This window comes from Empedobacter falsenii (genome assembly GCF_019308355.1).
Taxonomy (GTDB): domain Bacteria; phylum Bacteroidota; class Bacteroidia; order Flavobacteriales; family Weeksellaceae; genus Empedobacter; species Empedobacter falsenii_B.
Genome location: NZ_JAAGKM010000038.1, coordinates 1 through 25,684 on the forward strand (window position 1 = coordinate 1; position 25,684 = coordinate 25,684).

Consider the following 25,684-nt stretch of genomic DNA (forward strand, 5'->3'; position numbering starts at 1 on the left):
ATTGATGTCTTAACGAAACAAATTAATGAAATAGAAGAAAGAATCTATCAATTAATTAACGAAGATGAACAGCTTCATAATCATTATAAAAGAATACAATCAATTCCTGGTGTAGGAAAAGTTTTAGCATTTAATATGTTGATTAAAACAGATGGTTTTACAACCATAAATACACCTAGACAAATGGCTTGCTATGCTGGAATAGCTCCATTTGATTTTCAATCTGGAACTTCCATAAGGCGAAAACCGAAAGTTTCATCAATGGCTGATAAAGATTTGAAGAAACTATTGCATTTAGCTGCAATGAGTGCTATTCGTTTAGATAATGACTTGGCTATTTATTATCATCGAAAGGTAGAAGAAGGGAAAAATAAAATGTCGGTCTTAAACGCAGTCAGAAATAAAATAATTCACAGAATTTATGCACTAATTAAAAATCAAAATATTTATAAAAATAACTTGGTTTTGTCATAGAAATCAGAATGATAGCTAGATGATAAGCTTTGATGAGTATCATAATTATAAAAAGGATTTTAAATTCATTTTTGTCTTGACACAAAAACGAACCAAAAAGGTCAAGACCGCGATTTTCGACGTTCAATTCTCATTTCACGCACTAAAAAGATTAAATGATTCGCATACGCTCACTAATCTTTTTTACGCTTGTTTCAATGGATTGAAACTCGTCTGCAAATCGTATGTCGTCTCTAAAATCCATTGTTAAAAGTGATAACGAATCTGAATTAGAAAAAAGGATTAGAAAAATGTCATATGATTTGGAGGCGAGTGTCAAAAAGTTGAAAGTCATGGTTAAAATGTTTTACTGTTTGCGTAGCAAATGATTTAAAACATTGAATGGCTGAAACTAATTTTGACCGTCGAAAATCAAAGACAAGTCTTTTTTCGTTAGTTTTTTTGACTATTCCCCGAAGGGCATATGAATACCGATAATTAAAATAGATAAGCTATGAATAAAAAAGTGACAAAAGATTTCTCGATATCTCGAAATGATATATTGGATGCGATTCTGAGACAGGCTCAGAATGACAGCTAAATGATAAGCTTTGATTAATACTCATGTGATAAAAAGGATTTTACATTCATTTTTGTCTTGACACAAAAACGAACCAAAAAAGTCAAGACCGCGATTTTCGACGTTCAATTCTCATCTCACGCACTAAAAAGATTAAATGATTCGCATACGCTCACTAATCTTTTTTACGCTTGTTTCAATGGATTGAAGCTCGTCTGCAAATCGTATGTCAACTCTAAAATTCGTTGTTAAAAAAGGATTTGAATATTAATAAGAAAAAAGACGTTGAGCGTATAACGTAATGCATCACGTATAACTTAATAAAAAACCACCTTTATTATGCTAGAAAGAGAATATGAATTACTGAAAAAAGGCGATCCAAAAGCCTTAGAGCAAATTTATTCACGACATAAAAGACTACTTTTTTGGATTGGTAAACAAATAATTACGGATGAATTTGTTGTAGAATGTTTAGTACAAGATGCGTTTCTGAAATTATGGGAATATCGTGAGAAAATTGAAAAACCTGAACATATCTTTTTTTTCACGCGACTTGTTTTGAAACACAGCTGTTATTCGCATTATAGAAGTTCTAAAAATAAATTTTTTAGGTCAGTGCATTCATTAGAGAGTTACGAGAATTACGAGAATTATTTGACTGTATACGATCCTTTAGAGGTTGCAGAAAACATAATGGATAAAGTAATACATGACCAACATTATGAAGAAATTAGAAAAATATTACCCTTATTAAGCGCTGAAAGAAAACATCTGATTGAACTCTGCTTGAAATATGGATTTAGATACAAAGCGATTGCCAATGCAATGGGAAAAAGAGTTTCAGAAACGAGTAAGGAGATTAAAAGTGCAATAGAGGATCTTAAGAACCTTATAAATAGTCATGATGTATTCGTGTCTAAAAAGAAAATAGTTTCTAAGGAAAAGGAACAAAATCAAATGACCGAAAAACAATCGTTGATTTTAAAACTTCGATTCGAGAAGAAACAATCGTTTACAACCATTGCTCAGACATTAGAACTTTCTCAGAAAGAAGTGCACAATGAGTTTGTCGTCGCTTATAAATTGTCTCAACAAAATAAGTTTAAACCCCTAAATAACTGAATATGGAAAATTCTACAGTTTTTTTAACACGTAAAATACAATTAATTACTGATTTACCGACTAAAGAAGAACGAAAAGAAGTTGTGAGTACGCTTTATAAATGGCAAAATAGATGTTTTATAGCGGCTAATTTGATTGTTTCTCATTTGTATGTGCAAGAAATGGTGAAAGATTTTTTTTATTTCTCTGACGGAATCAAATATAAATTAGTAGACGAAAACAAAGATGATGCTGGTATACTCAAATGGTCACGGTCGACTACAATCTATCGTGTGCTCTCAAAACGTTTTAAGGACGAAATTCCGATGTATATATTGTCTAGTTTGATCAATACGTTATACCTGTCCTTCAAGAAGGATTGTGTCAAGTATTGGAAAGGGGAACTTTCATTAAAAATTTTTAAACGAGATATAGCAATTCCTTTTAACATAGCGAGGATAAGTAAATTCTCGTATGATAAAGATAAAAAATACATTTATTTTAAACTTTATAAAATTCCTTTTAAAACGTATCTTGGAAGAGACTATATTGATAATTATAAGCTATTGGAGCAAATAGTAAGCAAAGAAATTAGAATTTGTAGATCACACATTAAATTAGAAAAAAATAAAATATTTTGGGTATTCACGGTAGAAATTGAAAAAGAAAAAAATCAATTACAATCCGATATTATTGCAGAAGTTTCTTTGTCATTAGAATATCCGTTGGTTGTAAAAATAGGTAGATCTCAGCTAACCATTGGTAGCAAAGAAGAATTTCTATATAGAAGATTAGCCATACAAGCTTCTCGTAAAAGAATACTAGAAGGAGTGCCCTTTTGCAAAGGAGGGAAAGGAAAAGCAAGAAAATTAAAAATAGCAAAAAAATTAAAAAATACAGAGAGTAAATATATTCATCATCGGCTACATGTCTACAGTAGAATGTTAATTGATTTTTGTGTGGAAAAAAAAGCAGGAACGATAGTTATTGTAGATCAAGAAGAAAAAATACAAATTGCCAAAGAAGAAAGATTTGTCTTAAGAAACTGGAGCTATTATGAGCTCATACATAAAATAAAATACAAAGCTGATAAAGCAGGTATTGAGCTTATAACAGCTTAAACCATAATTTTGGAGGGTGATTTGTACACCCGTAGGGTGGGGTGATTGTTAACGCTCATCAAATGTGAAAAACATATACAAAGGGGGATTTTTAGGTTTTATTGAAACACGTTAGATGGTCCCAAGATAAAGGCAGGATAAAGGCAGGATAAAGGCAGGATAAAGGCAACATAGTGGCAGTAGAATATTTGTAAAAGGTTTTTGATATGGGATTTACGATGTAAAATGTTTTTATGAACAATTAGATATGAGATTCTTTGAAAGTTCTGAATGACAAGGAATTTGAATATTGAAAAAGAATTAGAAAAATCCGGCATTAAAACTCTCACGTTAAGAAAATGGTTGAATGGAGCGTTTAAAAGGTTTTAGCCCGTAGGGTTTTTAAAATCTTTAGTGAAATGAGGGCATTTTTAGTAGAGAGGTTTACGGCCAAGTCTTTTTTCGTTAGTTTTTTTGACGATTCCCCGAAGGGCATATGAATACCTATAATTAAAATTGATAAGCTATGAATAAAAAAATGAAAGTAATAGATTTCTCGATACCTCAAATTAACAACGAGTTGAGGTTCTGAACATAATTACGTGAATAAGAGAATAATTAGTAGTTCTTTATTTATTACTTTTTGCTTGATCAAAAAGTAATCAAAAAATCAAGTCCGTGCTTACAAGTCGGTCAATAATGGCTATTCGCTAAATGCTTTAAATCATTCACATAAAAATGTGAACAGTAAATCATTTTTAACGCTCTTTACGCCGAATTGACGCTCGACTTTTCAGCAATAACAGTTTATAAATTCTTTGTTGAAAGTGGATTTGAATATTGAAAAAGGATGAAAACCCGGCATTAAAACTCACACGTTAAGAAAATGGTTGAATAAAACGTAAAAAAGGTTTTAGCCCGTAGGGTTTTTAAAATCTTTAGTGAAATGAGAACATTTTTAGTAGAGAGGTTTACGGCCAAGTCTTTTTTCGTTAGTTTTTTTGACGAAAAAAAGTGACATAAAAGAAAAGGAATACCTGAGCCATACCATGGCTCCTCCTCTTAATCTCAAATTCTTTATTTCAAATATTTTTTTAAATGACAACGATTCGTCAAGTTGAATTTATTTCAGCTTCTCAGTATCGGGTCAGTCTGAGTGACGTTTGTAAAACGTTGTATCGAAGAATTAGACGATGATAACGAATTATTAAAAAGTATTTGAGATTTTTGAATTACGAATTAAATAGTTACTTATTTATTACAACTACTAAAAAGTCCAATAAACATATTGTCTATCGGACTTTTTATTGGAAGTTAGTTAGGGGAACAACTCAATTTATTTGAATTGTTTTAGTGTCCGTGATCTCCGGAATTACTTAATTTAGCATTCACAAAGAAGGATCCTTTTACAACAATTTGCGCGTTTGGATCAACTTCATTTACGGTTGTAATAGCTGTGTAACCCATATTTGAAGAACCTTTTACAACTTCGATTTTTTCAAAGTTTATCGATTTTTCATTTTTATGTTCTTTGTTCTTTTCGTTCGGATCTTTACTTTCTTCGTCTGTATGCTCTTCTACTTTTTTGTTTGTTTTGACAAAGATGTAAAATTTGCCATCTGCTTCTACAATTGCTTCATTGGGAACAGCAGGTGTAAAGGAATTACTTAAGCTTACGACTCCTGTAATATTCATTCCATTTATCAATCCACTTTTATTTCCTCGTACTTTGCTATGTACTGCTATGGTTTTACTTTCATTTTCGAAAGAAGAACCAATACTGTAAACGACTGCTTCGTAACTGTTTCCTGGATTATTTGTTAATTCAAATTGAATGACCTGACCAACTTTCATTTTAGGTAAATCTTTCTCGAAAACTTGTAAGTCTAAGTGAATAGAACTGTTATCAATGATTTCAGCGACAGGAGATGAGACATCTACATAACTTCCTATTTGCGCAATAATTTTACTTACTGTTCCACTAATTGGTGCTGTAATGACCATTCCATTTCTCAAATTTGCATTGGTTACTTTAGAAGGATTAATTCCCATCATTTGCAGTTGACGAGACAAAGATGCTTTTTGAGAACGTAATGTTTTCAATTCGGCAGAAGAATTCTGAAGGTTCTTTTTTGCACCTGCATCGTTATCAAACAATTCTTTTTGTCTTCTAAATTCTTGCTCTGCATAGGTAATTCGACTCAAAACAGTTAAGTATTGTTCTTGTGTTAGAATAAATTCTGGGTTTGAAATTGTCGCAATTACTTGTCCTTTTTTGACATATGAACCTTCCTGAATAGGTAATGTTTGTATTACTCCACCAAACATGGATGCTACACTAGCCATATTACTATTTGGAACATTCAAAAGTCCGTTTGCTTTAATCATAGCCGTTAGCTCCTTTACTTCAATAGTTCCCAGTTTTATACCAACAGCCTTCATTTGTTCTTCTGTTAGCGAAGCAATTGTTTGTGGCGTTTCTTCGTGTTCAGCTTCTTTTTCTTCTGTAGGTTGTGCCGTTTTTGTTTCTTTGGTACAACTATTTAGAAATAATATGGCTAACACGCTATAGATAATGATCTTTATTTTTTTCATTTTATTGATTGATGATAGAATTAATATTGACAATAGTTTGATTGACTTGTTGTATCGATTCAAGATATTTTAATTGAATATCCGTTGCGGTTTGCAATGCAAAAAGATATTCAACATACGAGATTTCACCAGTTTTGTAACCTAATTGAGCTGCTTTTACAATTTTTTCTGCATTTGGAATAGCTTGGTTCACATAATATTCATACTGCTCCAAATCTTGCTGATATTGACTGGTTGCGTTTTCTAATTGAACTTTTAGTTGCTGTTTTTGATAATTTGCAGTTTGCTGAATCGCTTGTTTATGATATTCTAACGCTTTTATTTTTGCTTTTGTAGCGCCAAAAGTCAATGGAATAGCCACTCCAATATTTACAGAAGTAAAACGATCTAGGCCATTGTAATATCTTTCCACGCCATTTTTTTCGTGCATTCCAATCATCGATAAACTATTTACACCAAACGAAAATTCTGGTAAACCTTCTGCTTTTACAACTTCTTTGTTTCGCTCTGAAATTTCCATTTGTTGATAAAATGCTTTAATCGTCGGATTATTTTCTATTGTAGAACTTTCTAAAATTCCACTCAATTTTAACGGAATATAATTTGTCTCTTTCGTAATTGTAAAATCTTCTTCGGTATTTAATAAGACGTTTAGATTTTTGTACGCATTTGCTAAATACACTTTGTTTTGTTTCAACAATAAATTAATTTCTCCTTGCTGTGTTTCTGCTGTATTAATTTCGATTTTCTTAATATCACCTACATTAAATCGGACCGAAGCAATTCGAATAAATTCTACATAAAGTTTGTTCAAATTTTCTAATTGTTGTTGATTATATTCTAAATATTCGATCTGATAGAAATACGTTCTTACTTGTTTCAACAATTCGTTTGTTCTCACTTCTTTTTGTATCTTCTTACTATTGACTTCTGATTCTAAAACCGCTTTTCGATGTTTAAAAATCGTAGGAAATGGAATACTTTGCGATATCGAAAAACCATAATCAAATTTTGGACTGGCATATTGTCCCAATTCTGCATCAACACTTAATTTCGGTAATTCATTTGCTGTACCTTTTAAAGCTTCGCTCGAGGAAATACTTAATTCATCTGCTTTAATTAAAGGATTATTTTCTATTGCAATTTGTTGTGCTTCTTGAATATTAATTGAACGAGTTTGCGCTTGAATAGATTGTCCCATTAAAAACATGCCGATTGCAAGAAATGGAATTGAACTTTTTGAATTCAATTTTATTTTCGGAAGTTTTGAATTGAAAATTAAATATAACATTGGTAATACAAATAAGGTTAAAAAAGTAGCTGTGATTAATCCTCCAATGACAACTGTTGCTAAAGGTTTTTGAACCTCGGCACCTGCGCCTGTGGAAATTGCCATCGGTAAAAATCCTAAAGATGCAACTGTTGCTGTCATTAACACAGGTCGTAATCGAATATTGGTTCCTTCCATTATTCGTTTTAAAATATTTTTCTCTCCTTCTTTTTCTAATTGGTTGAATGTTCCAATTAAAACAATTCCATTTAAAACAGCTACTCCGAACAAAGCAATAAAACCAATTCCGGCACTAATGCTAAATGGCATATCGCGAATAATTAATGCAAAAATACCTCCGATTGCACTCATTGGAATTGCTGTGAAAATTAATGCAGCTTGTTTGAATGAATGAAATGTGAAATACAATAACATGAAAATTAATAATAAGGAGATTGGTACTGCGATCATCAAACGTTGACTAGCTGCTTGTAGATTTTCGAACTGTCCTCCATAGGTGAAATAATAACCAGAAGGCAATTTGATTTCATTGTCTAATTTTGTCTGAATATCTTTTACAACTGATTGTACATCACGATCTTTTACATTGAAACCAATTACAATTCTTCGTTTTCCTTCTTCGCGACTAATTTGTGAAGCACCTAATTTATAACTCACTTTTGCCACCTGAGAGATTGGAATTTGATTGCCAGAACTTGTAGGAATCATTAAATTGTTAATGTCATCAATGCTTTTTCGATGCGCACTATCCAATCGAACAACCAAATCAAAGCGTCGTTCATTCTCGAAAACTTGTCCAGCTGTTTTTCCTGCAAATGCTGTACTCAACATATCATTTACATCTTTGATATTTAATCCGTAATTTGCCATTCGGATTCGGTCATATTCAACATTAATCTGAGGCAAACCACTTACGCGTTCTACTTGTGGCGCTGTAACACCTTCAACAGATTGAATTGCTTTTGAGGTTTTATCTGCATAATAAGAAAGAGAATCTAAATTTTCGCCAAAAATTTTGACAGCTACATCTTGTCGAATTCCTGTCATCAATTCATTAAAACGCATCTGAATTGGTTGATTTTTTTCAAAGAAAACACCAGGAATAACCTCTAGTTTTTCCATCATTTCATCACCTAATTCTTCATAAGAAATGTTACGTTTCCATTCGTCCTTTGGTTTTAGAACAATAATCATATCTGTTGCTTCAGGAGGCATAGGATCTGTAGGAACCTCAGCGGAACCTGTTTTACCAACGACCATTTTTACTTCATCAAATTCTTTTAAAATTCGAGAAGCTTGCATGGATGTTTCTAAACTTTGGGTTAAGGAACTTCCTTGTGGTAAAATACAGTGAAATGCAAAATCACCTTCTTGTAATTGCGGAATAAATTCGCCACCCATATTCCTGAATTGAATAATTGATACTGCAAAAATTGCAACTGTAATACCAACTAACCAATATTTAATTTGGATTGCTTTTTCTAATAATGGTTCATAAATTTTATGTATTTTCACCATCATTTTATCTGAAAAAGAAGCTTTGAGAGTAGGCTTTTTTGATAAAAATAAAGCACTCATCATTGGGATGTATGTTAACGAAAGAATCAATGCACCTAGAATTGCAAAGCCTACTGTTTTAGCCATTGGTGTAAACATTTTTCCTTCTACACCAACCAATGTAAGAATAGGAATGTAGACAATAAGTATGATAATTTCCCCGAAAGCGGCTGAGTTTCTAATTTTTGAAGCTGAAAGAAAAACCTCTTCATCCATTTCTTTTTGGGTTAATCGATGCGTTGATTTTCTAAGTCCAAGATGATGTAAAGTCGCTTCTACAATAATTACTGCTCCATCGATTATCAATCCAAAATCAATAGCTCCTAAACTCATTAAATTCGCACTTACACCAAAAATATTCATCATTCCTAATGCAAATAATAAGGATAACGGAATTGCTGAAGCAACGATTAAACCAGCTCTTAGGTTACCAAGAAAAATAACCAATACAAAAATGACAATCAAAGCACCTTCGATCAGATTTTTTTCTACTGTTTTAATTGCACGATTGACTAAATTCGTTCGATCAAGGAAAGGTTCGATGACGATATCATCTGGTAATGATTTTTGAATTGTAGGTATTTTTTCTTTAATTAGGTTAACCACTTCGTTACTATTGGCTCCTTTCAGCATCATCACAACACCACCAACCGCATCTACTTCGCCATTATAAGTTAAAGCTCCATATCGAATTGCATGACCAAACCTTACCTCAGCAACATCTTTTATAAAAATAGGAACAGTTCCCGTCGCATTTTTTACAGGAATTAATTTTACATCATCTAGAGACGTTACCATACCAATTCCTCGAATAAAGTAAGCATTTGGCTTCTTATCGATGTAAGCTCCTCCTGTGTTTTGATTATTTTTTTCTAAGGCATCAAAAATATCTGATACACTAATTCCCATTGCGCGTAACCTATTCGGATCTAAAGCAACTTCGTATTCTTTTAATTCTCCACCAAAACTATTGATTTCAGCAACACCTGGTGTTCCGTTTAATTGTCTACGAACAATCCAATCTTGCATTTCGCGCAATTGTTTTGAATTGTATTTTTTTTCACTTCCTTTTTTAGGATGTAAAATATATTGATAGACTTCGCCAAGACCAGTACTCACAGGTGATAATTCAGGAATACCAACACCTTGCGGAATGTCTTCTTGTGCTTCTTTTAATTTTTCGTTGACTAATTGACGCGCAAAATAAATGTCAACATCTTCTTTAAACACTACCGTAATCACAGATAATCCAAAACGAGAAATACTTCGTGTTTCTTCGATATCAGGAATATTCGCAATGCTTTGTTCAATTGGAAAAGTGACCAATTGTTCTACTTCTTGACCAGCTAGAGTAGGGCTGACCGTAATAATTTGGACTTGATTATTGGTGATATCTGGTACCGCATCTATTGGCAATTTTGTTGCACTCCATACACCCCAGATAATCCATAAACCAGTCATAATTCCAATAACAATTTTGTTTTGGATACTAAATTTTATGATTTTATCTAACACAGATAATTTGATTAATTGCATTAACATTACCCACTTATTATCAAAATAAATGAGCACAAAAAAGTGTTGACTTCAATTTTATATCAATTGAAATCAATGTGTAGACGAAAAATAGAAATCGTCTCGTTAAGCAATATTTATTTTAGGAGGTTGCCAGATATCGGCATACAATTGGTTTTGAATTGTATTCTTTTTGAATTGTATTTTCTTGGAAGTATTTGGTTCAAATACTTTAGGTGTTTTTAGTAGTCGTGTAAATTTTATCGAAGAAATTGTAATTTGACAACAGTTGCACGCACACAAAGGACTACATTTATCTTTATGATTAGGTGTTTCATTCTCACTATGTACCATAGAAGTTAGTGCTCCATTACTATTTGTATCCTGACACGGAATAAATGATAGAACATTAACATATAAAGCGATTATGAAAATCATAAATTTCATTGTTACAAATGTATAAACATTTTTTTGACTATAATAATTTTACGATGTTAAGATATATTGAAAATTAAGATTGAGAATTTCTATGTCTTAAGAATTATTTGAGATGTAGTTTCATGTTGATACAAATATAAACTTAAAAGATTGTCGATTCTAGAAATCTCTTTATTCATTAAAAATAAACGAATCAATTTTTATAATATAATTAATAACTATTTAATTTACATTCTATATAAAATAAATTGATTGATTGATAAAACAATTTGATTTTTAATTGATAAGACAAATTACTATATTTATGATATTTACAAAACAAAAATTATTAAACATAAAAAAATAGTATTCATGGAGAATCAAGGAGGTGATATTTCAAAATGCCCTTTCCACAATGGTACAATGTCAAAACCAGTGGCAGGAGAAGGAACACAAAATCAAGATTGGTGGCCAAATCAATTAAAAGTTGATATTTTACGTCAACATTCAAATAAATCGAACCCAATGGGGGAAGATTTTAATTACGCCGAAGAATTTAAAAAATTAGATTTAGAAGCTGTTAAAGCTGATTTAAAAGCTTTGATGACTGATTCTCAAGATTGGTGGCCAGCAGATTTTGGGCATTATGGTCCATTTTTCATTCGTATGGCGTGGCATAGTGCGGGTACATACCGTGTGCAAGATGGTCGTGGTGGAGCAGGTGAAGGACAGCAACGTTTTGCGCCGCTTAACTCATGGCCAGACAACGTTTCGTTGGACAAAGCGCGTCGTTTAATTTGGCCTATCAAACAAAAATATGGTAATAAAATTTCGTGGGCAGATTTAATTATCTTAACAGGAAATGTAGCATTAGAGTCGATGGGATTCAAAACTTTAGGTTTTGCTGGTGGTCGTGCTGATGTTTGGGAACCAAATATGGATGTTTATTGGGGTTCTGAAAAAATATGGTTAGAAGAGAGTGGTGGTGCAAATAGCCGTTATTCTGGTGATCGCGATTTAGAAAATCCGTTGGCTGCGGTACAAATGGGATTAATTTACGTGAATCCAGAAGGACCAGATGGTAATCCAGATCCTTTGGCTTCTGCACGCGATATTCGTGATACGTTTGCGCGTATGGCGATGAATGATGAAGAAACATTGGCGTTGATTGCCGGGGGGCACACTTTCGGAAAAACGCATGGTGCGGCTTCGGCTGATCATGTAGGACCCGATCCTGAAGCTTCTGATTTGGAAATGCAAGGATTGGGTTGGAAAAATTCGTACGGAACAGGAAATGCAGGTGATACCATTACATCAGGTATTGAAGTCACGTGGACAAGTAAACCAACAGAATGGTCAAATTTATTCTTAAGTTATTTATTTGGTTTCGAATGGGAATTAACAAAATCTCCAGCTGGTGCTCATCAATGGGTAGCAAAAGATGTAGGTGAAATTATTCCGCATGCGCATGATGCTTCAAAAAAATTAAGACCAACGATGTTGACATCGGATATTGCGTTACGTATGGATCCAGCTTACGAAAAAATTGGTCGTCGTTTCTTAGAACATCCAGAAGAATTTGAAGATGCTTTCCGTAAAGCATGGTTCAAGTTGACACATCGTGATATGGGACCACTTTCTCGTTATTTGGGTGCAGATGTGCCGAAAGAAGTCTTTACTTGGCAAGATCCAATTCCAGCAGTTACATATGAATTAATTGACGAGGCTGATATCGCTGATTTGAAAGCTAAAATTTTAGCTTCAGGATTATCTGTTTCAGAATTGGTTTCTACAGCTTGGGCTTCGGCTTCGTCTTTCCGTGGATCGGATAAACGTGGAGGAGCGAATGGTGCGCGTATTCGTTTGGAACCAATGAAAAATTGGGAAGGGAATAATCCAGTTCAATTGAATAAAGTCTTAACAGCTTTAGAAAACATTCAACAAGAATTTAATTCAGCGAATTCTTCAAAACAAGTTTCTATGGCCGATTTAATTGTATTAGGAGGAAATGCAGCGATTGAAAAAGCAGCAAAAGATGCAGGAAAAACAATTACAGTTCCGTTTGCAGCAGGTCGTGGAGATGCAACGCAAGAGGAAACAGAAGTTGAATCTGTAGCGTACTTGGAAACAATTGCAGATGGGGTTAAAAACTATCGTAAAAATACAAGACGATCTGTTTCGACAGAGCAATTAGTGATTGATAAAGCACAATTATTAACGTTGACTGCACCAGAATTGACAGTTTTAGTTGGTGGAATGCGTGCGATGAATGCGAATTATGATGGTTCTAAACATGGTATTTTCACCGATCGTCCAGGTCAATTGACAAATGATTTCTTTGTGAATTTATTGGATATGGGTACTGTTTGGAAAGCGACTGATGAAACGAAAGAAATCTACATGGGATCTGATCGTAAAACTGGAGCGCCAAAATGGACAGGAACTCGTGCAGACTTAGTATTCGGATCAAATTCTGAATTGCGTGCCATAGCAGAAGTTTATGCACAAGCAGATGCGCAAGATAAATTTGTGAATGATTTCGTGGCAGCTTGGAACAAAGTGATGAATGCAGATCGTTTTGATTTGAAATAAATATATCATTAAATAAAAACCGGATTCTAATTTAGAATCCGGTTTTTTTATTTTTGCTTAACGCTTAACGCTTAACGCTTAACGCTTAACGCTTTGCTTAGAACGGATAGCCAATCGCGATGTTCAAGATCAAGTTGTCTTTTCGCCATGCTTTGTCTCCAAAATCTATTTTATCAAAAGTCCAACGGTCATTCTTTTCGTAATAAGGCACTCGAAGTGGAGTTGCTAAATCTAATCTTAAAATTAAGATATTAAAATCAAGACGTAATCCTAAACCAGCTCCAACTGCTATTTCGCTCATAAAATCTTTTGTGAATTTCGCACCTGGACGTGTTTTATCTTCGTTGATTAACCAAATGTTTCCTGCATCAACAAATAACGCAAGGTTAAGAAAACTGAATAATTTTTGTCTAAATTCTGCATTTAGTTCCAATTTAATATCACCTGATTGATCAAAAAAGAAATTCGAATTTTGGTTACGAGGATCATAACTTCCTGGTCCTAATGTTCGCGCTCTAAATGCACGAATACTGTTACTTCCTCCTACAAAAAATAGTTTTGAATAAGGAACAAATTCAGAGTTTCCATATGGATAGGCTATTCCTCCAATGAATCGTGTGGCTATTGATGATTTTTCTGAAAATTTGTGATAAAAACGGAAGTCATGTTCCATTTTTGCATATTGACTAAATGGTATTTTGAAAATTTCTTTTTCCTTGTCTTTTTTCGCATTCGCACCTGTTATTAATCCTGTTAAATTTCCAGCCAAATCAACTAAACCTCGGTAATAGAATGTGCTTTTTCGAGGTAACATTGTTGTGGTATACGTATACGAATATTGTGGACCAAAAATTAATTGTTTGTCGACAACGCGTTTCAAACTTGGGTTGATGATATTTCCAATTGAATCGTAGATTTTGCTGTTGTATTCATCTGTCACTTTTTCTGGAAAGACTAAAGTCGCACTAAAAATCTTTAAATTATATTCTTTTTGCGCATTCTCTTTCCAAACGTAACCAAAAGAAGTATTGAAATTATGAAGTGTATATAATCTCGATCTGTTTTGATATTCGTAACCAATCTCAATATTGGTTCTCGGTACAAACGCACTTGACGAATGAAATTTGAAAGGCGCGACAATTCTTGGAATCGAAAGTTGCGTATTAAAACCAGCTCTAAAAATGTTGTTGGCATCTTTTTGCCCTCCTAATTGCATATCAAATGCTCCATATAAAGCCATTTTAAGCTGTTCTGCCCCTTTGAAAATATTGCGATGTGTCCAATTGAGATTTAACTCACCACCACCATAATTCGCCGAGTTTGTTCGTCCTAAAACTTCTAATCTCAACGACTGAAATTCGCGTGGTGTTAAGGTATAATACACATCAAATTTATGGTTAACCGAATCAGAAATCACGAAATCATTTTTCACAAATTTGAAAACACCCAAATTAATTAATCGATTCAGGGTTAAATTATGATCTGCTCGGTTGTAAATCTCTCCCGTTTTAAAATATAACACACGGTCAAAAACTTTTGGTTTGAAACTATTTTTTAGATCAACCATGTAAAAACCATTTTGCTCGTATTTTGCTAAGGAATCGTTGTTCATCGGCATTTTATAGATGCCTTTTCGTGCGTCTCGAATGTTATAATCTGGGAAAACAATAACCTTGTCAATGCTATATTGTTTTTTGGCTTGCTCTGGTGTCTTATCTTTTAACTTGACAAATAGTTCGACATCTTGCTTATTCGTAACTGTACTATCCGCTTGCACAATGATGTTATCAGGATGAAAATAATAATAACCATTTTCTTTCAGACGCGCATCTATTCGTTCTCGTTCTGCCTTGATCACATCCAAATCGAAAGGTTGCTTATCTTTCAGTAACGTATTTGCTTGCGTTTTTTTAATTTCTTTGTTGATCGCTAAAGTGGTATCTTTTGGGAAATTAACTTGGTTGATGTAATAACGTTTGCGCGGTTGTAAGACATAATGCACTTCCGCTTTTTTGTTTGTACTTATTGTATCACCCTGTGCTTTGGCATTGAAATAACCTTTGTTTTCAGAATAATTAACTAAAATATCTTTATTGAATTCGATGTCGACATCACCCAATAAAACAGGTTTTTCACCCACTTTATATTTCAACCAATATTTCAATCCTTTTTGCTTTTTAGGTTCGCTCGTGATGTTGTAAATGTACAAACGAGGACGAAGTCCAAAAAAACTTGAATTAGGTTTGGGGATGATATTTTTTTCGAGATTATCTTTTAATTCTGCTTTGTCAGTTTTGCTTAACGAATCGCCTTTTATCGTTAATTTAGAACCTGTGTAAAGCATCTCACCTTCTTTCAGAAAACGTGTATTGCTACAAGAAGAAATACCTAGAGCAGAAAATGAATATGCAATAATTTTAATATACGTTAAGGTTGATTTTTTCATGGTTTCACTTCTTGATTTTGTGTTTTTCTATTTGCTCTGTTCGCTCTATTTTTTCTTCTTTTCTCGAAAATTTCTTTGAATTTATCGTAATCTAATGTGATGATAAATCCAACGCCTGTCTCTACAATTTGTCCTTGTAATGCGACTTGGTATTCATCTTTTCGATAAGCTCTCAACATGTATCGACCATCACGAGATAAGCTATAATCAATTGTAATATCACCCGCAATATTAGTCATGTTTTCATTTTCTCGCGCATCACCATCTAAACCAAAATTACTTCCAACCGAAACTTTCAATCGGTCGTTTAGTAATCGTTTGCTCACGGCAACATTCAGATCAGTACGTGTGTTTTTAGATCCTGAAGAATAATCGTCTTGTGTATCTAATCCCAAATCGATATCAATTCCTTGGATTAAATCATCCGCCAAATTATTCAATTGTTGCGACAAAATATTACTTACACTTTGTAGCGCCATTGTTTCTGCAGAAACACTTGTTTTACTTTCGAATGGATTTTCGCCAATAAAACGATTCAATAATAACAAGGCAAATACTTGCTTGTTCATTTCGGCTTCATCATTTTTCAACTGATCCAATTTCGATTGTGTATTTTCGATCACCGCAGTTGCAATGGAAGGATTGTCTTTATCCATTGAAATATTGAATTTAATATCAGGTTTTAATAATTCACCTTTCAAAATTAACTCGGTATTAAACGGAATTCGTTGTTTGTACATGTTCATTTCAGAAGAAGAATAGCCCGAAATTTGTTGTTCGATTAAATCAATAGGAGCGGCTTTTGTTTTGTAAATCGCCGTAATGTCTAAATTGGCTGTAGTTGGCTCACCAGTCCATGTAATGCTACTTCCTTTCTGAATATCAAAACGACGTTTTAACAAGCTCACCGAAAGTTCGTACGCACCTTTTTCTACTTGATAAACGCCAACCAACGTCATTTTTCCTGAAGGATCCATTCCGCCTGTTAATTCGGCTTCACCTTGTATTTCTACAAAATCTCCGTTTGCTTTGTCGATGATAATTGATGTCTTGGCTTCTTTGCTAATTTCAATATTGACACTTACATCTAACCCTTTTATTTTAGATTCGGCTATTAATTCATCTGTTTTAATTGTTTCTTGAAGCGCCACTTGATCTTGATCGATGAATTCGACAATTCCTTCTCGCTCTTGTAAAGAAGGCGAGGATTGAGGTAAAACAAATGTAAAATTCGTGTCATCAGTTACGGTTAAAATTCCGTTTACTTTCGGTAAATCTAAATCACCTTTTATCGTTAAGTTTGCATTGACAGCTAACTTTCCGTACATGATCGCATCGTTCGATTTTTCTGAATTTACCACATTGAAATCTCGTGCATTTGCAGTTAAATTGAAGGCGAAGTCACGGTAAGTTTCCGTTAAAATTTCTCCTCTTATCGTTAATGAATTGCCATCGTTGTCATTAATTTTGAATCGATTGAACTCAATTCCTTTGTTCGTGAAATCAATCGCGTCATCAATTTTTCTGAAATTACTTCCTGTTTCAGCAATCGTTAAACCAACTTGATTAAATTTGACTTGACCTAAAATGCTCGGTTTATCCATTGTTCCAACGATTTTTAGATTTCCAGAAATATAACCTTCTGTATCTTTGATTCGATTCATTGTAAAGCCTTGCACCGATTTCATTTCTAATCGATTGATATCTAAAGCTAAATCAAACGCACTTTCTTTGGTATTATAATCTCCAAAAATCTTCATGTTGTTGCTGTTTCCATCTAAGGTAATATCAGCGTTAATCATGGTTGGAGAAGTGTTTTGTACTTTTGCTATAATATTTCCAATAGGATTTCCGAAAGCTTTTAAATCTGAAACGGTCAAATCAGCATTGAAGGTCATTTCTTTGTTTAAATCTCTAATTTGAGCTGTTCCATTGATTATTCCTTCGGCAGGTAAATCATCTTTTTTAATGATTTCTGCAATGGTTTCAATTTTGAAATCTTTGATGGTAATATTCAGCGGACTTGTTCCTTTTTCCGATTCAGATTGCAATAAAATTTGACTTCCATTGTTCATCAAACTGAAATTATTCGCCACAATTCCATCTTTTCTCAACTGAATTAAATTTCCTTCACCAACTTGCCATTGATCGTAGTTTAAGACCAATCCATTCGGATTAAGACTAATTTCCGTGATATCGTTTAGCGTTTTTAGATTTCCAGCCACCAAAAATTGTGTTGCATCTTTCGCATCCTTTGTCGAAACGTTATAATTGATCACATTATTTGTAATATCACCATTCAAATCAATTTTTTGTAATTGAAAACTTTCACTTTTTAATGCATCCACATTCAACGAATACAACAAGGATTCATCTTGGTTGGATAGTTTTATCAATCCATTGTTAATCGTATTTGTTCCGTACGTTAAATTCGGAATTTTTCCATCAACATTGATTTGTTTTGAATCGGCATTATAAGTTGCGTCAAGTGTTATGGTTTCGAAGCTTTTCAAATCGGGAACAAATCTTCGAATCAACTCATCATCTTTAATTTTTGCATTCAAAGTAAAGAATTGATGAGGTTCTATTTTTTCGTCTTTATTTGGTTTCTGAAATTCATAATATTGGTTAATTGTTGAAGTTAATGAACCGAAAATTTGCGTCAATTTAAACTTTCCCTTCATATCCAAATCGGCCAATTGTGAAGTCAAACTAATTTGATTCGAATCAGCAGTTGAAGTCGCAATCAAGCTCACTTCTTGCATTGGAAAAATATCTTTTGTATTGGATAATGCAAAGTTTTTCAGGTATAAAGAACCATTTAAATAATCTGGGTTTAAATCAGCAAAATTGGCATCAATTTCTCCTGCAACAATCATTGGTTCATTGTAAAAACCAAGCTTTTGAACATCTAATTTGACAATATTTCCGTTCAATTTTACATCTGATAAATCCTTTTTGTACACACCAGAAGCAGTTAAATTAAGATTCGCATTTGGATCTTTTGAGAAAACATGCGCATCAAACGCACCACGATTCACTTTTGCGTCGAGCGCAATATTTTGATAAGTATATTTATTGTAATAAGCGGATGAAACGGTTCCCGAAAGTTTTGTAACCATTTTTTCTGGATTGAAACTTGTTCCAACAGCATTAATTTTTCCTGTTATTTTACCTAAATCCTTGTTGCTAACAAGTGTTCCAATATCCAAATTTTGTAGATCTGCTTTGACATTATATTTCTCAGCATCCTTTCTCAGCATGTTCACAATTGCATCAATTTTAGCATTTCCCAACGTAGAATTTATTGCCAATTGTGTATTGATAATTTCGGTTGTTCCTTTCGCTTTTCCTTTGACAGAAAGCTTTGAAGGAATTCTAATGTTATTTGGAATAGTATTTTTCGGAACTAAATTATAAATCGTTTTTGATGATGTCGAAAAGTTTTTGATGTTTAAATCATAAAATAAATTCTTCGGATTCATCGCATTTTTCACTCTTCCAGAAGCCGAAAGTTGCAAATCATCTAAACCAGAAACTTGTAAATTATTAATCAATAAATCGTTTACTTTTCCTTTTACATTGGTGTTAACACTTAGAATGGCGTTTGGATATTTATCGAAAGGCATTGTATTTCTAAGCGTTGGTGCAAGATTTAGAATATCTGCAAAACCAATTTTTGAGTTTTTGATATTCGCATTGACTAGAACATTTTCTGGATGAGAAGTTAACTCATTAATTGTATTGTAGTGCAAAATAACTTCGTCACGAAGAATAGTTCTTGGTGTTTGTAAATAAAGGTTTTTCAGATACGCTTGTGTATCTGCGTACAAGAAATTTGTTGTCAATTTCTGAATATTCAATCCTCTTGATTCCTTTATTTCTGCACTTTTTACTTGTCCAGCAAATGTGCTATTTTTCATTTCGAAATCGCGCAAATCAAGATTTAATTTAGAAAAATCCAAATGATTAAAATCCATTCCTTGTGCTGTTCGACGTTCTGCAGTATTGTTGTATTTTACTTTTACATTTTCAAATTTCGTTTCGTTCAAAACCAAATTCATTGGGGTTGAAGAAGTAGATGAAGTGGAAGTAGAATTGTTCGAAGAAAGGAATAAATTCGCTTCGATATCAGCGTCTTTCAACAAAATATTTTCGATGTCGAAAATTGAATTTTCAAGATCAAGTTTATTGATTTTCGTTTCGAATTCGTTTAAGTTAATTTTGGCAAAAGTCTTAGAGTTTTCATCACCATAATTGACTTTTATATCATTCAAATTAATTTTGTTTAATGCAATTTGAAGAGGGTTTTGCTTAGATTTTGGATCAATTTTATCAACATTATTTTCTTTGATTTTATTAACCATTTTTTGATCAAAATCAACCAACAAACCATTCACTAAAATATCATCAACCGCATAAGAATTTTGTTGTAAATCAAGTTTTTTAACACGCGTTTTGAAATCTTTGAATTTGACTTTAGCAAACATTCCAGAAATATCATCGCCATAATCGATATCAAAATTGGTTAAATTAAATCCGTTCAATTCAATTTTCATTGGCTTTTGATCATTCAAAGAATCTACTTTTTCTTCTACTTTTTTCGCAACTTCTTTTACAATATCTTGTTTCAATTTTAGTTTTAAACCATCCAAATTGAAATCGCCAATTCCATACGAATTTTGCTCTAAATCGAATTTTTTGACACGCGTATCAAACGAATTTAGATAAACTTTGATGTTATTTGCCGCTTGCTGATCATTGAAGGAAACATTAATATCATTCAGTTTTATTTTATCTAACGAAATGATAAATGGCTTTGAAGGACTTTCGTCTTTTTCGTCTGTTGCAAAAGCATTGATAATATAATTGAAATTGAATTTTCCATCTGGTTTACGAATAACATTCGCGTGAACACCATTTAAATCAATAGATTTTATATCGGCTTTACTTTTGGTCAATTGCCAAATATCTAAACCAACGTCAAATTTTTTGACCGATAAAAGTGTGTCGACATCTTGTCCTTGTAAAAAAAGATTTTCCATGACCAAACTGTTTGGAAAATCGATATAAATACGATCTAATTGAACTTTTGTATGTATTTTATTTTCGAGGTAATTAACTAATTTATTTTTTACAAAATTTTGTACAGCAGGAAACTGTAAACTAAAAATTGCAATGGTCAGCAATAAAATTATTGATAAAAGCGTAAGAGAGAAATATTTGAGTATTTTTTTTGTATTGAATTCCAATTGGTTAGATTTTATTCGTTTTAGTTGGATTCAAGATACAAATTTCCTACAAGGATAATACCAGAAATGTACTTTTTCATACATCGTTTTACCATTTTTGGAAACAATCACAACTCCATTAAAAGGAAATGAATGTTTTGAACGGATAATTTTTTCGAAGTCATGTTTTAATTTCGCGTTTTTTTGCGCAAAAATTGGTTGACAAATAAGGCAAATTAATCCTAAAGTCAAGATTTTTAGAAGAGTTTTCATTTTTGTGTTTTGGCTAATGTAAAAGTAAAATATTATCTGTTTTGAAATTGATAATATTTTAAAATTCTCTTAAAACTTTTTAATTTTCATTGGTAAAACCAATATTCTTTTATTAAATTTGAGTCAAACAATTGAAGCTATGAGAAGAATTTTTTTTGAAAAAGATAGCCACAAAGACTACTTATTTGTTATAATTGATCACGAAAGAGAATTGGATCAAATTTATAAAGTAGATAATTTTACTGACGAAACTGGACGTGAATATGTGTACACCTTGATTGGAGAACGCAAAAAACTGAATGCAGATTTGTTGAAACCACATGTTGTTGCGCTAGAGAATGGGAGTTACACGAATTACAATGGAGAGGGAATTGTAACAGATTGTCATGCGTGTTTAGAAAGTATTGTGGATAATAGAGGATTGAATAGAGAACAAGAAATATTTGTTTATGTTCGAAATAAATAGAAATTACAAAAGGCTTTGAAATTTTACTCAAAGCCTTTTTTTATGAGATTTCAATTTGATTGAAAATTAATTTTTGAACGACTTCATCCAAATGTTCTTTGTGTTTTGCGACATAATCATTGGCAACGTCCAATAATGTTTTAATGTTGCTGTTGGAAACATTTCCTAAATCCAATGCAGATTCTGGAATTTCAGGATTAAATCGATAATAATTTTGTTGATATTTTGGCTTCAATAAAGCGAACATGCTTCTCATTTCCTGATCGACCATATCAACGCCAGTCGAAATAAAAATGTCTACCAAAGGATCTACCCATTTCGATTTTGAAATTCCTGTTAAATGTTCGTGTTTATATGATTTTGCACGTGAACCATTTCCGAGAGAAATGATAATAAATTCTTGTAAAGGTGCTGTTCCATTATATTTTAATTCATCTTTGAAATATTTATTAAAATTTATTTTTTGCGTTTCGATAAAGCCAACAAAAGTTGGATTGTTTGCAAAAACACCACCATCAATGCAACTAAATTCTTGATCAGCGAATGATTTTATTTTTGCAGGTTCAAAATAAGTTGGCGCAGCTGATGAAGCACGGCAAATATCTTTTACATAGAAATTTCGGAAAGGAGAGATTCCATCAATCGAATTGAAAATTTTTGGTTTTTGATGCTCAGTATCATAAGATACTATCGCGGAAGGACGAATCAAATCTTTTAACTCTGTATCTCCAAAAACGATTTTTAATTGCTCTTCCAATACAAGCGTTGGTAAATTATCTTTTAGCACACTCAACGGATTATTGAGAATTGTCCAAAATGTTTTTGAGAAGATATTTTTCCCTTCACCTAAATAAATATTCAGTGCATCTGTGATCGAGTGTTTTGCTCTTTTTGGATTTTCGGTAGAAGGAGATAATAACAAAGAAGCGATTAAAGCGCCAGTACTTGTACCTGCAATAAAATCGACATAATCGCCTATTTTGGCATTTTCGTCATGAATTTCCTTTAGTTTATCTTCGATGTATTTTAAAATGACACAAGATATAATTCCTCTAATTCCGCCTCCATCCAAAGAAAGTAAGACAATTTTTTTCTCTTTAAATTCCATTTTTGATGTTCTATTGTTTAAAGTTAAACTTTTCATTTCAAATATTCTTTATTTTTACACTTGATAATTCGTTGTATTATGTCCAAAAAACTTTTCCCAACATACGATATCTGTAATCTGAACACGAAAAAAAATAGTAATGAGTTGTTTTCCATCGATCATTTTAGAGGTTATGTTGATAGTAATCCTCATTTGCAGGAAGTTCACAGTCATAATTATTACCATTTGGTCTATTTTACCGAAGGTAGTGGCGAACATTTGATCGATTTTGAAAAGTTTGAGGCGAAATCTGGGACAATGTATTTTATGAAACCTGGACAGGTGCACCAATGGTATTTTAAGGAAAAATATGATGGTTTTGTCGTGAATTTTTTTGATAATTTTTTTGATTGGATTGGGATTAATTCTTCCATTTTACAGAAATTTAGATTTTTACAATCTATTTTGGTGAAAGATCATGTGGTTGAAATTTCGCAGGACTTACAAGGAAAAATTGCAAGTTATTTTGAAGAAATGATAAATGAAAATCAACAAAATAATCAATTCTCGAATTTAAAAATTGGTTTTTATTTGATGAGTTTATTCATTGATATTGAACGAAGTTTAGAAGCGGTAAAAATTAAAACAAGTGATTATCAATCGGTATTGTTGAATAATTTTCAGGAGCTTATCGATCAAAATTTTAAGAACAAAAAACTACCAAAAGAATATGCCGAATTGTTGTACATCACGCCCAATCATTTGAATGCGCTTTGTAAAGATATTTTGGGTAATTCGGCAGGAGAGTTGATCAGAAGTCGTGTGGTATTAGAAGCAAAACGTTTGCTAGTTAATAAAGAAATTTCGGTGACTGAAATAGCTTATTTACTTAATTTTCAGGATGCATCTTATTTTGTGAAATTCTTTAAGAAATATACTGAATTTACGCCAGAACAATTTCGAAAACAATATTACGCTTAGATTAATTATTATTATATCGAATAGGAATATTAAAATAGATTTTTAAAGGATTTTCGTTAATTAATTAAAGCAGGTTTTATTTTGGATAATCTTTCTTCAACATCATGACTCAATTTCATGTTAAAACATTCTACGTAATTATCTGTTTTTTCTTCACATCTTGGATAAATTGCGAACTGAGTCACATTTTTATTGTGTATATTTTTTGTAAAAAAGTAAAAGTACAAATAGAAAATACTAGTAGCTTTAGTAAGTTTTTCATAATAGGTGGTTTATGTTTTTATTTGGTAAATATTTATAAATTAATGATTTATATCAATCCGTAAATATTACCATAAATACCATAAATAGTGCCAAGCTCTAACCTGATTGTAACGGTAAATTTGCATAGATATTAAGTAGTAAGGTATATGAGTGATATAAAACAAGATTCAACGCAACTTGGTTTTGAAAAAGAGAATGAGCAATTCAGAACAGAGGTCGCAACAATGGATAAAAAAGGAACTCGAAAATGGGTGTATGCGAAGAAACCTTCTGGGAGATACACTAATTATCGTACAATTGTTTCTTCGGTTCTATTGCTTTTATTAGTTGGGTTACCCTTTATAAAATTAACAAATGGAAATCCTATTTTTAAATTTGATGTGTTCAATACGAATTTCATTCTTTTTGGTTATCCATTTTTTACAACAGATTTTTTCTTACTTGCTTTCGGGATGATTGTAAGTGTGGTTTTTATTATATTATTTACGACTGTTTATGGACGATTGTTTTGTGGATGGTTATGTCCGCAAACAATTTTTATGGAAAGTGTTTTTCGTAAAATTGAGTATTGGATAGAAGGTGATAGAAGCAAACAAATTCGTTTGGATAAACAAGATTGGAACGAAGAAAAAATTTTGAAAAGAGGAGGAAAGTGGACGATATTTTACATTATTTCGTTTTTCTTTTCGAATATATTTTTGGCATATATCATCGGAATGGATGAATTGATCAAAGTAATTACCGAAGGTCCATCAGAGCATGGAGGTTTATTATTGGGAACATTTATTTTTAGTATTTTTTTCTATTTTGTTTTCGCTTGGTTTCGTGAGCAGGTTTGTACGTTGGTATGTCCTTACGGAAGATTTCAAGGAGTTTTGATTGATAAAAAAACAATTCAAGTTTCGTATGATTTCAAAAGAGGTGAAAATACAAACGGACGCTCTAAATTTAGAAAAGGAGAAGATCGAATTGCTGTAGGAAAAGGTGATTGTATAGATTGTGGTCAATGTGTAGCGGTTTGTCCTACTGGAATTGATATTAGAAATGGTTCGCAATTAGAATGTGTAAACTGTACTGCATGTATGGATGCTTGTGATGATATTATGACGAAGATTAATCTTCCGACAGGATTGATTCGTTATGCTTCTGAAGAAAATATCGAACAAGGAAAATCATTTAAGATTACTGCAAGATTAATTGCTTTTACATTTGTATTGGTTGCAATGATAGGAGCAATGACGGTGTTTATGTTAAATAGAAGTGATGTCGAAGTGAAGTTTCTACAAGTTCCAGGAAAAGATTATGTCGTAGAAGGTGATTATATTATTAATACAATGCAATACAGTTTGATGAATAAAACCAACGAACCATATAAATTAGTTGTTCGTGTAAATGGTTTTAAAGGTGGAAAAACTGTTTTGTTAGTAGAACCAAATCAATATATACAAATAGATGAAGGAAAATTAAAGCAAGGTTTAATAGATATTAAAATTCCTAAAAGAGAACTGAAATCTTACAAAGTTCCAGTTATTTTAGAATTAAAAGATTTGAAGGGAAAAACCATCGATCATTATACGATTAGTTTTATGGCTCCTTTTTAGTTGAATTAAAAGAATCCGTCTCACAACTGAGGCGGATTTTTTTTTTGTTATTATTGAGGGTTTTCGTATATTTATATCTGATAATCATACAGTTGTTTATGAATTTTAAGCATTACAATCAAAATCAGTTGGTT

At 32.3% G+C, this 25,684-nt stretch carries 14 protein-coding genes; 7 read left to right on the plus strand and 7 right to left on the minus strand.

What is annotated here, in order from left to right; genetic code table 11:
• The 3 genes from G0Q09_RS12180 to G0Q09_RS12190 all read left to right on the plus strand — a co-directional run.
• Positions 1-474 (plus strand): transposase (locus G0Q09_RS12180; RefSeq protein WP_219035076.1); only part of this gene is annotated, 474 nt, incomplete at its 5' end.
• A gap of 898 nt (positions 475-1,372) precedes the next feature.
• Positions 1,373-2,155, plus strand: a complete 783-nt coding sequence (locus G0Q09_RS12185) for an RNA polymerase sigma factor (RefSeq protein WP_219035077.1) — start codon at positions 1,373-1,375, stop codon at positions 2,153-2,155.
• Between the two features lie 2 nt (positions 2,156-2,157).
• The gene (locus tag G0Q09_RS12190) at positions 2,158-3,255 is read left to right on the plus strand and encodes a hypothetical protein (protein WP_219035078.1); all 1,098 of its coding nucleotides are present in this window, start codon (positions 2,158-2,160) and stop codon (positions 3,253-3,255) included.
• 1,329 nt (positions 3,256-4,584) lie between these two features.
• Here the strand turns inward: G0Q09_RS12190 and G0Q09_RS12195 are convergent.
• The 3 genes from G0Q09_RS12195 to G0Q09_RS15230 form a co-directional block, all read right to left on the minus strand.
• On the minus strand, positions 4,585-5,829 hold the full coding sequence (locus G0Q09_RS12195) for an efflux RND transporter periplasmic adaptor subunit (RefSeq protein WP_219035079.1): 1,245 nt from the start codon (positions 5,827-5,829) through the stop codon (positions 4,585-4,587).
• A gap of 1 nt (position 5,830) precedes the next feature.
• Positions 5,831-10,192: a CusA/CzcA family heavy metal efflux RND transporter gene (locus G0Q09_RS12200; protein WP_219035085.1), complete on the minus strand. Its 4,362-nt coding sequence runs from the start codon at positions 10,190-10,192 to the stop codon at positions 5,831-5,833.
• A 126-nt stretch (positions 10,193-10,318) separates the two neighbouring features.
• Complete coding sequence (locus tag G0Q09_RS15230; RefSeq protein WP_114999462.1) at positions 10,319-10,639, minus strand: DUF6660 family protein; 321 nt, start codon at positions 10,637-10,639, stop codon at positions 10,319-10,321.
• Positions 10,640-10,981: 342 nt separating this feature from the next.
• Between G0Q09_RS15230 and katG the strand changes: the two genes are divergently transcribed.
• Positions 10,982-13,201, plus strand: coding sequence for a catalase/peroxidase HPI (gene katG / locus G0Q09_RS12205; protein ID WP_219035080.1), 2,220 nt, complete (start codon positions 10,982-10,984; stop codon positions 13,199-13,201).
• Positions 13,202-13,298: 97 nt separating this feature from the next.
• Here the strand turns inward: katG and tamL are convergent, their stop codons facing one another.
• The 3 genes from tamL to G0Q09_RS12220 are packed head-to-tail and all read right to left on the minus strand — an operon-like array spanning position 13,299 to position 21,151.
• Positions 13,299-15,647, minus strand: coding sequence for a translocation and assembly module lipoprotein TamL (gene tamL, locus G0Q09_RS12210; protein ID WP_219035081.1), 2,349 nt, complete (start codon positions 15,645-15,647; stop codon positions 13,299-13,301).
• On the minus strand, positions 15,644-20,878 hold the full coding sequence (locus tag G0Q09_RS12215; protein ID WP_443093330.1) for a translocation/assembly module TamB domain-containing protein: 5,235 nt from the start codon (positions 20,876-20,878) through the stop codon (positions 15,644-15,646). Before G0Q09_RS12215 ends, tamL begins: the two co-directional genes overlap by 4 nt.
• Before the next feature lie 51 nt (positions 20,879-20,929).
• Complete coding sequence (locus G0Q09_RS12220; RefSeq protein ID WP_038336897.1) at positions 20,930-21,151, minus strand: hypothetical protein; 222 nt, start codon at positions 21,149-21,151, stop codon at positions 20,930-20,932.
• Between the two features lie 139 nt (positions 21,152-21,290).
• Here G0Q09_RS12220 and G0Q09_RS12225 point away from each other — a divergent pair, with 139 nt between their 5' ends.
• Positions 21,291-21,617, plus strand: coding sequence for a hypothetical protein (locus tag G0Q09_RS12225; RefSeq protein ID WP_125349744.1), 327 nt, complete (start codon positions 21,291-21,293; stop codon positions 21,615-21,617).
• Between the two features lie 40 nt (positions 21,618-21,657).
• On the opposite strand, the gene G0Q09_RS12230 is transcribed toward G0Q09_RS12225, so the two are convergent.
• Entirely contained in the window at positions 21,658-22,761 is a 1,104-nt protein-coding gene (locus G0Q09_RS12230; protein WP_219035082.1) for a patatin-like phospholipase family protein, read from the minus strand.
• A 42-nt stretch (positions 22,762-22,803) separates the two neighbouring features.
• Here G0Q09_RS12230 and G0Q09_RS12235 point away from each other — a divergent pair, with 42 nt between their 5' ends.
• On the plus strand, positions 22,804-23,685 hold the full coding sequence (locus tag G0Q09_RS12235) for an AraC family transcriptional regulator (RefSeq protein ID WP_219035083.1): 882 nt from the start codon (positions 22,804-22,806) through the stop codon (positions 23,683-23,685).
• A gap of 410 nt (positions 23,686-24,095) precedes the next feature.
• Positions 24,096-25,550 (plus strand): cytochrome c oxidase accessory protein CcoG, encoded by a 1,455-nt coding sequence (ccoG, locus tag G0Q09_RS12240; protein WP_219035084.1) that lies wholly within the window; start codon positions 24,096-24,098, stop codon positions 25,548-25,550.
• Positions 25,551-25,684 lie beyond the last annotated feature (134 nt).

Bases quoted from the DNA above. Each gene is read 5' to 3' on its own strand.
- G0Q09_RS12185 (WP_219035077.1), top strand. From the start codon at position 1,373: ATGCTAGAAAGAGAATATGAATTACTGAAAAAAGGCGATCCAAAAGCC.
- G0Q09_RS12190 (WP_219035078.1), top strand. From the start codon at position 2,158: ATGGAAAATTCTACAGTTTTTTTAACACGTAAAATACAATTAATTACT.
- G0Q09_RS12195 (WP_219035079.1), bottom strand. From the start codon at position 5,829: ATGAAAAAAATAAAGATCATTATCTATAGCGTGTTAGCCATATTATTT.
- G0Q09_RS15230 (WP_114999462.1), bottom strand. From the start codon at position 10,639: ATGAAATTTATGATTTTCATAATCGCTTTATATGTTAATGTTCTATCA.
- katG (WP_219035080.1), top strand. From the start codon at position 10,982: ATGGAGAATCAAGGAGGTGATATTTCAAAATGCCCTTTCCACAATGGT.
- tamL (WP_219035081.1), bottom strand. From the start codon at position 15,647: ATGAAAAAATCAACCTTAACGTATATTAAAATTATTGCATATTCATTT.
- G0Q09_RS12220 (WP_038336897.1), bottom strand. From the start codon at position 21,151: ATGAAAACTCTTCTAAAAATCTTGACTTTAGGATTAATTTGCCTTATT.
- G0Q09_RS12225 (WP_125349744.1), top strand. From the start codon at position 21,291: ATGAGAAGAATTTTTTTTGAAAAAGATAGCCACAAAGACTACTTATTT.
- G0Q09_RS12230 (WP_219035082.1), bottom strand. From the start codon at position 22,761: ATGAAAAGTTTAACTTTAAACAATAGAACATCAAAAATGGAATTTAAA.
- G0Q09_RS12235 (WP_219035083.1), top strand. From the start codon at position 22,804: ATGTCCAAAAAACTTTTCCCAACATACGATATCTGTAATCTGAACACG.
- ccoG (WP_219035084.1), top strand. From the start codon at position 24,096: ATGAGTGATATAAAACAAGATTCAACGCAACTTGGTTTTGAAAAAGAG.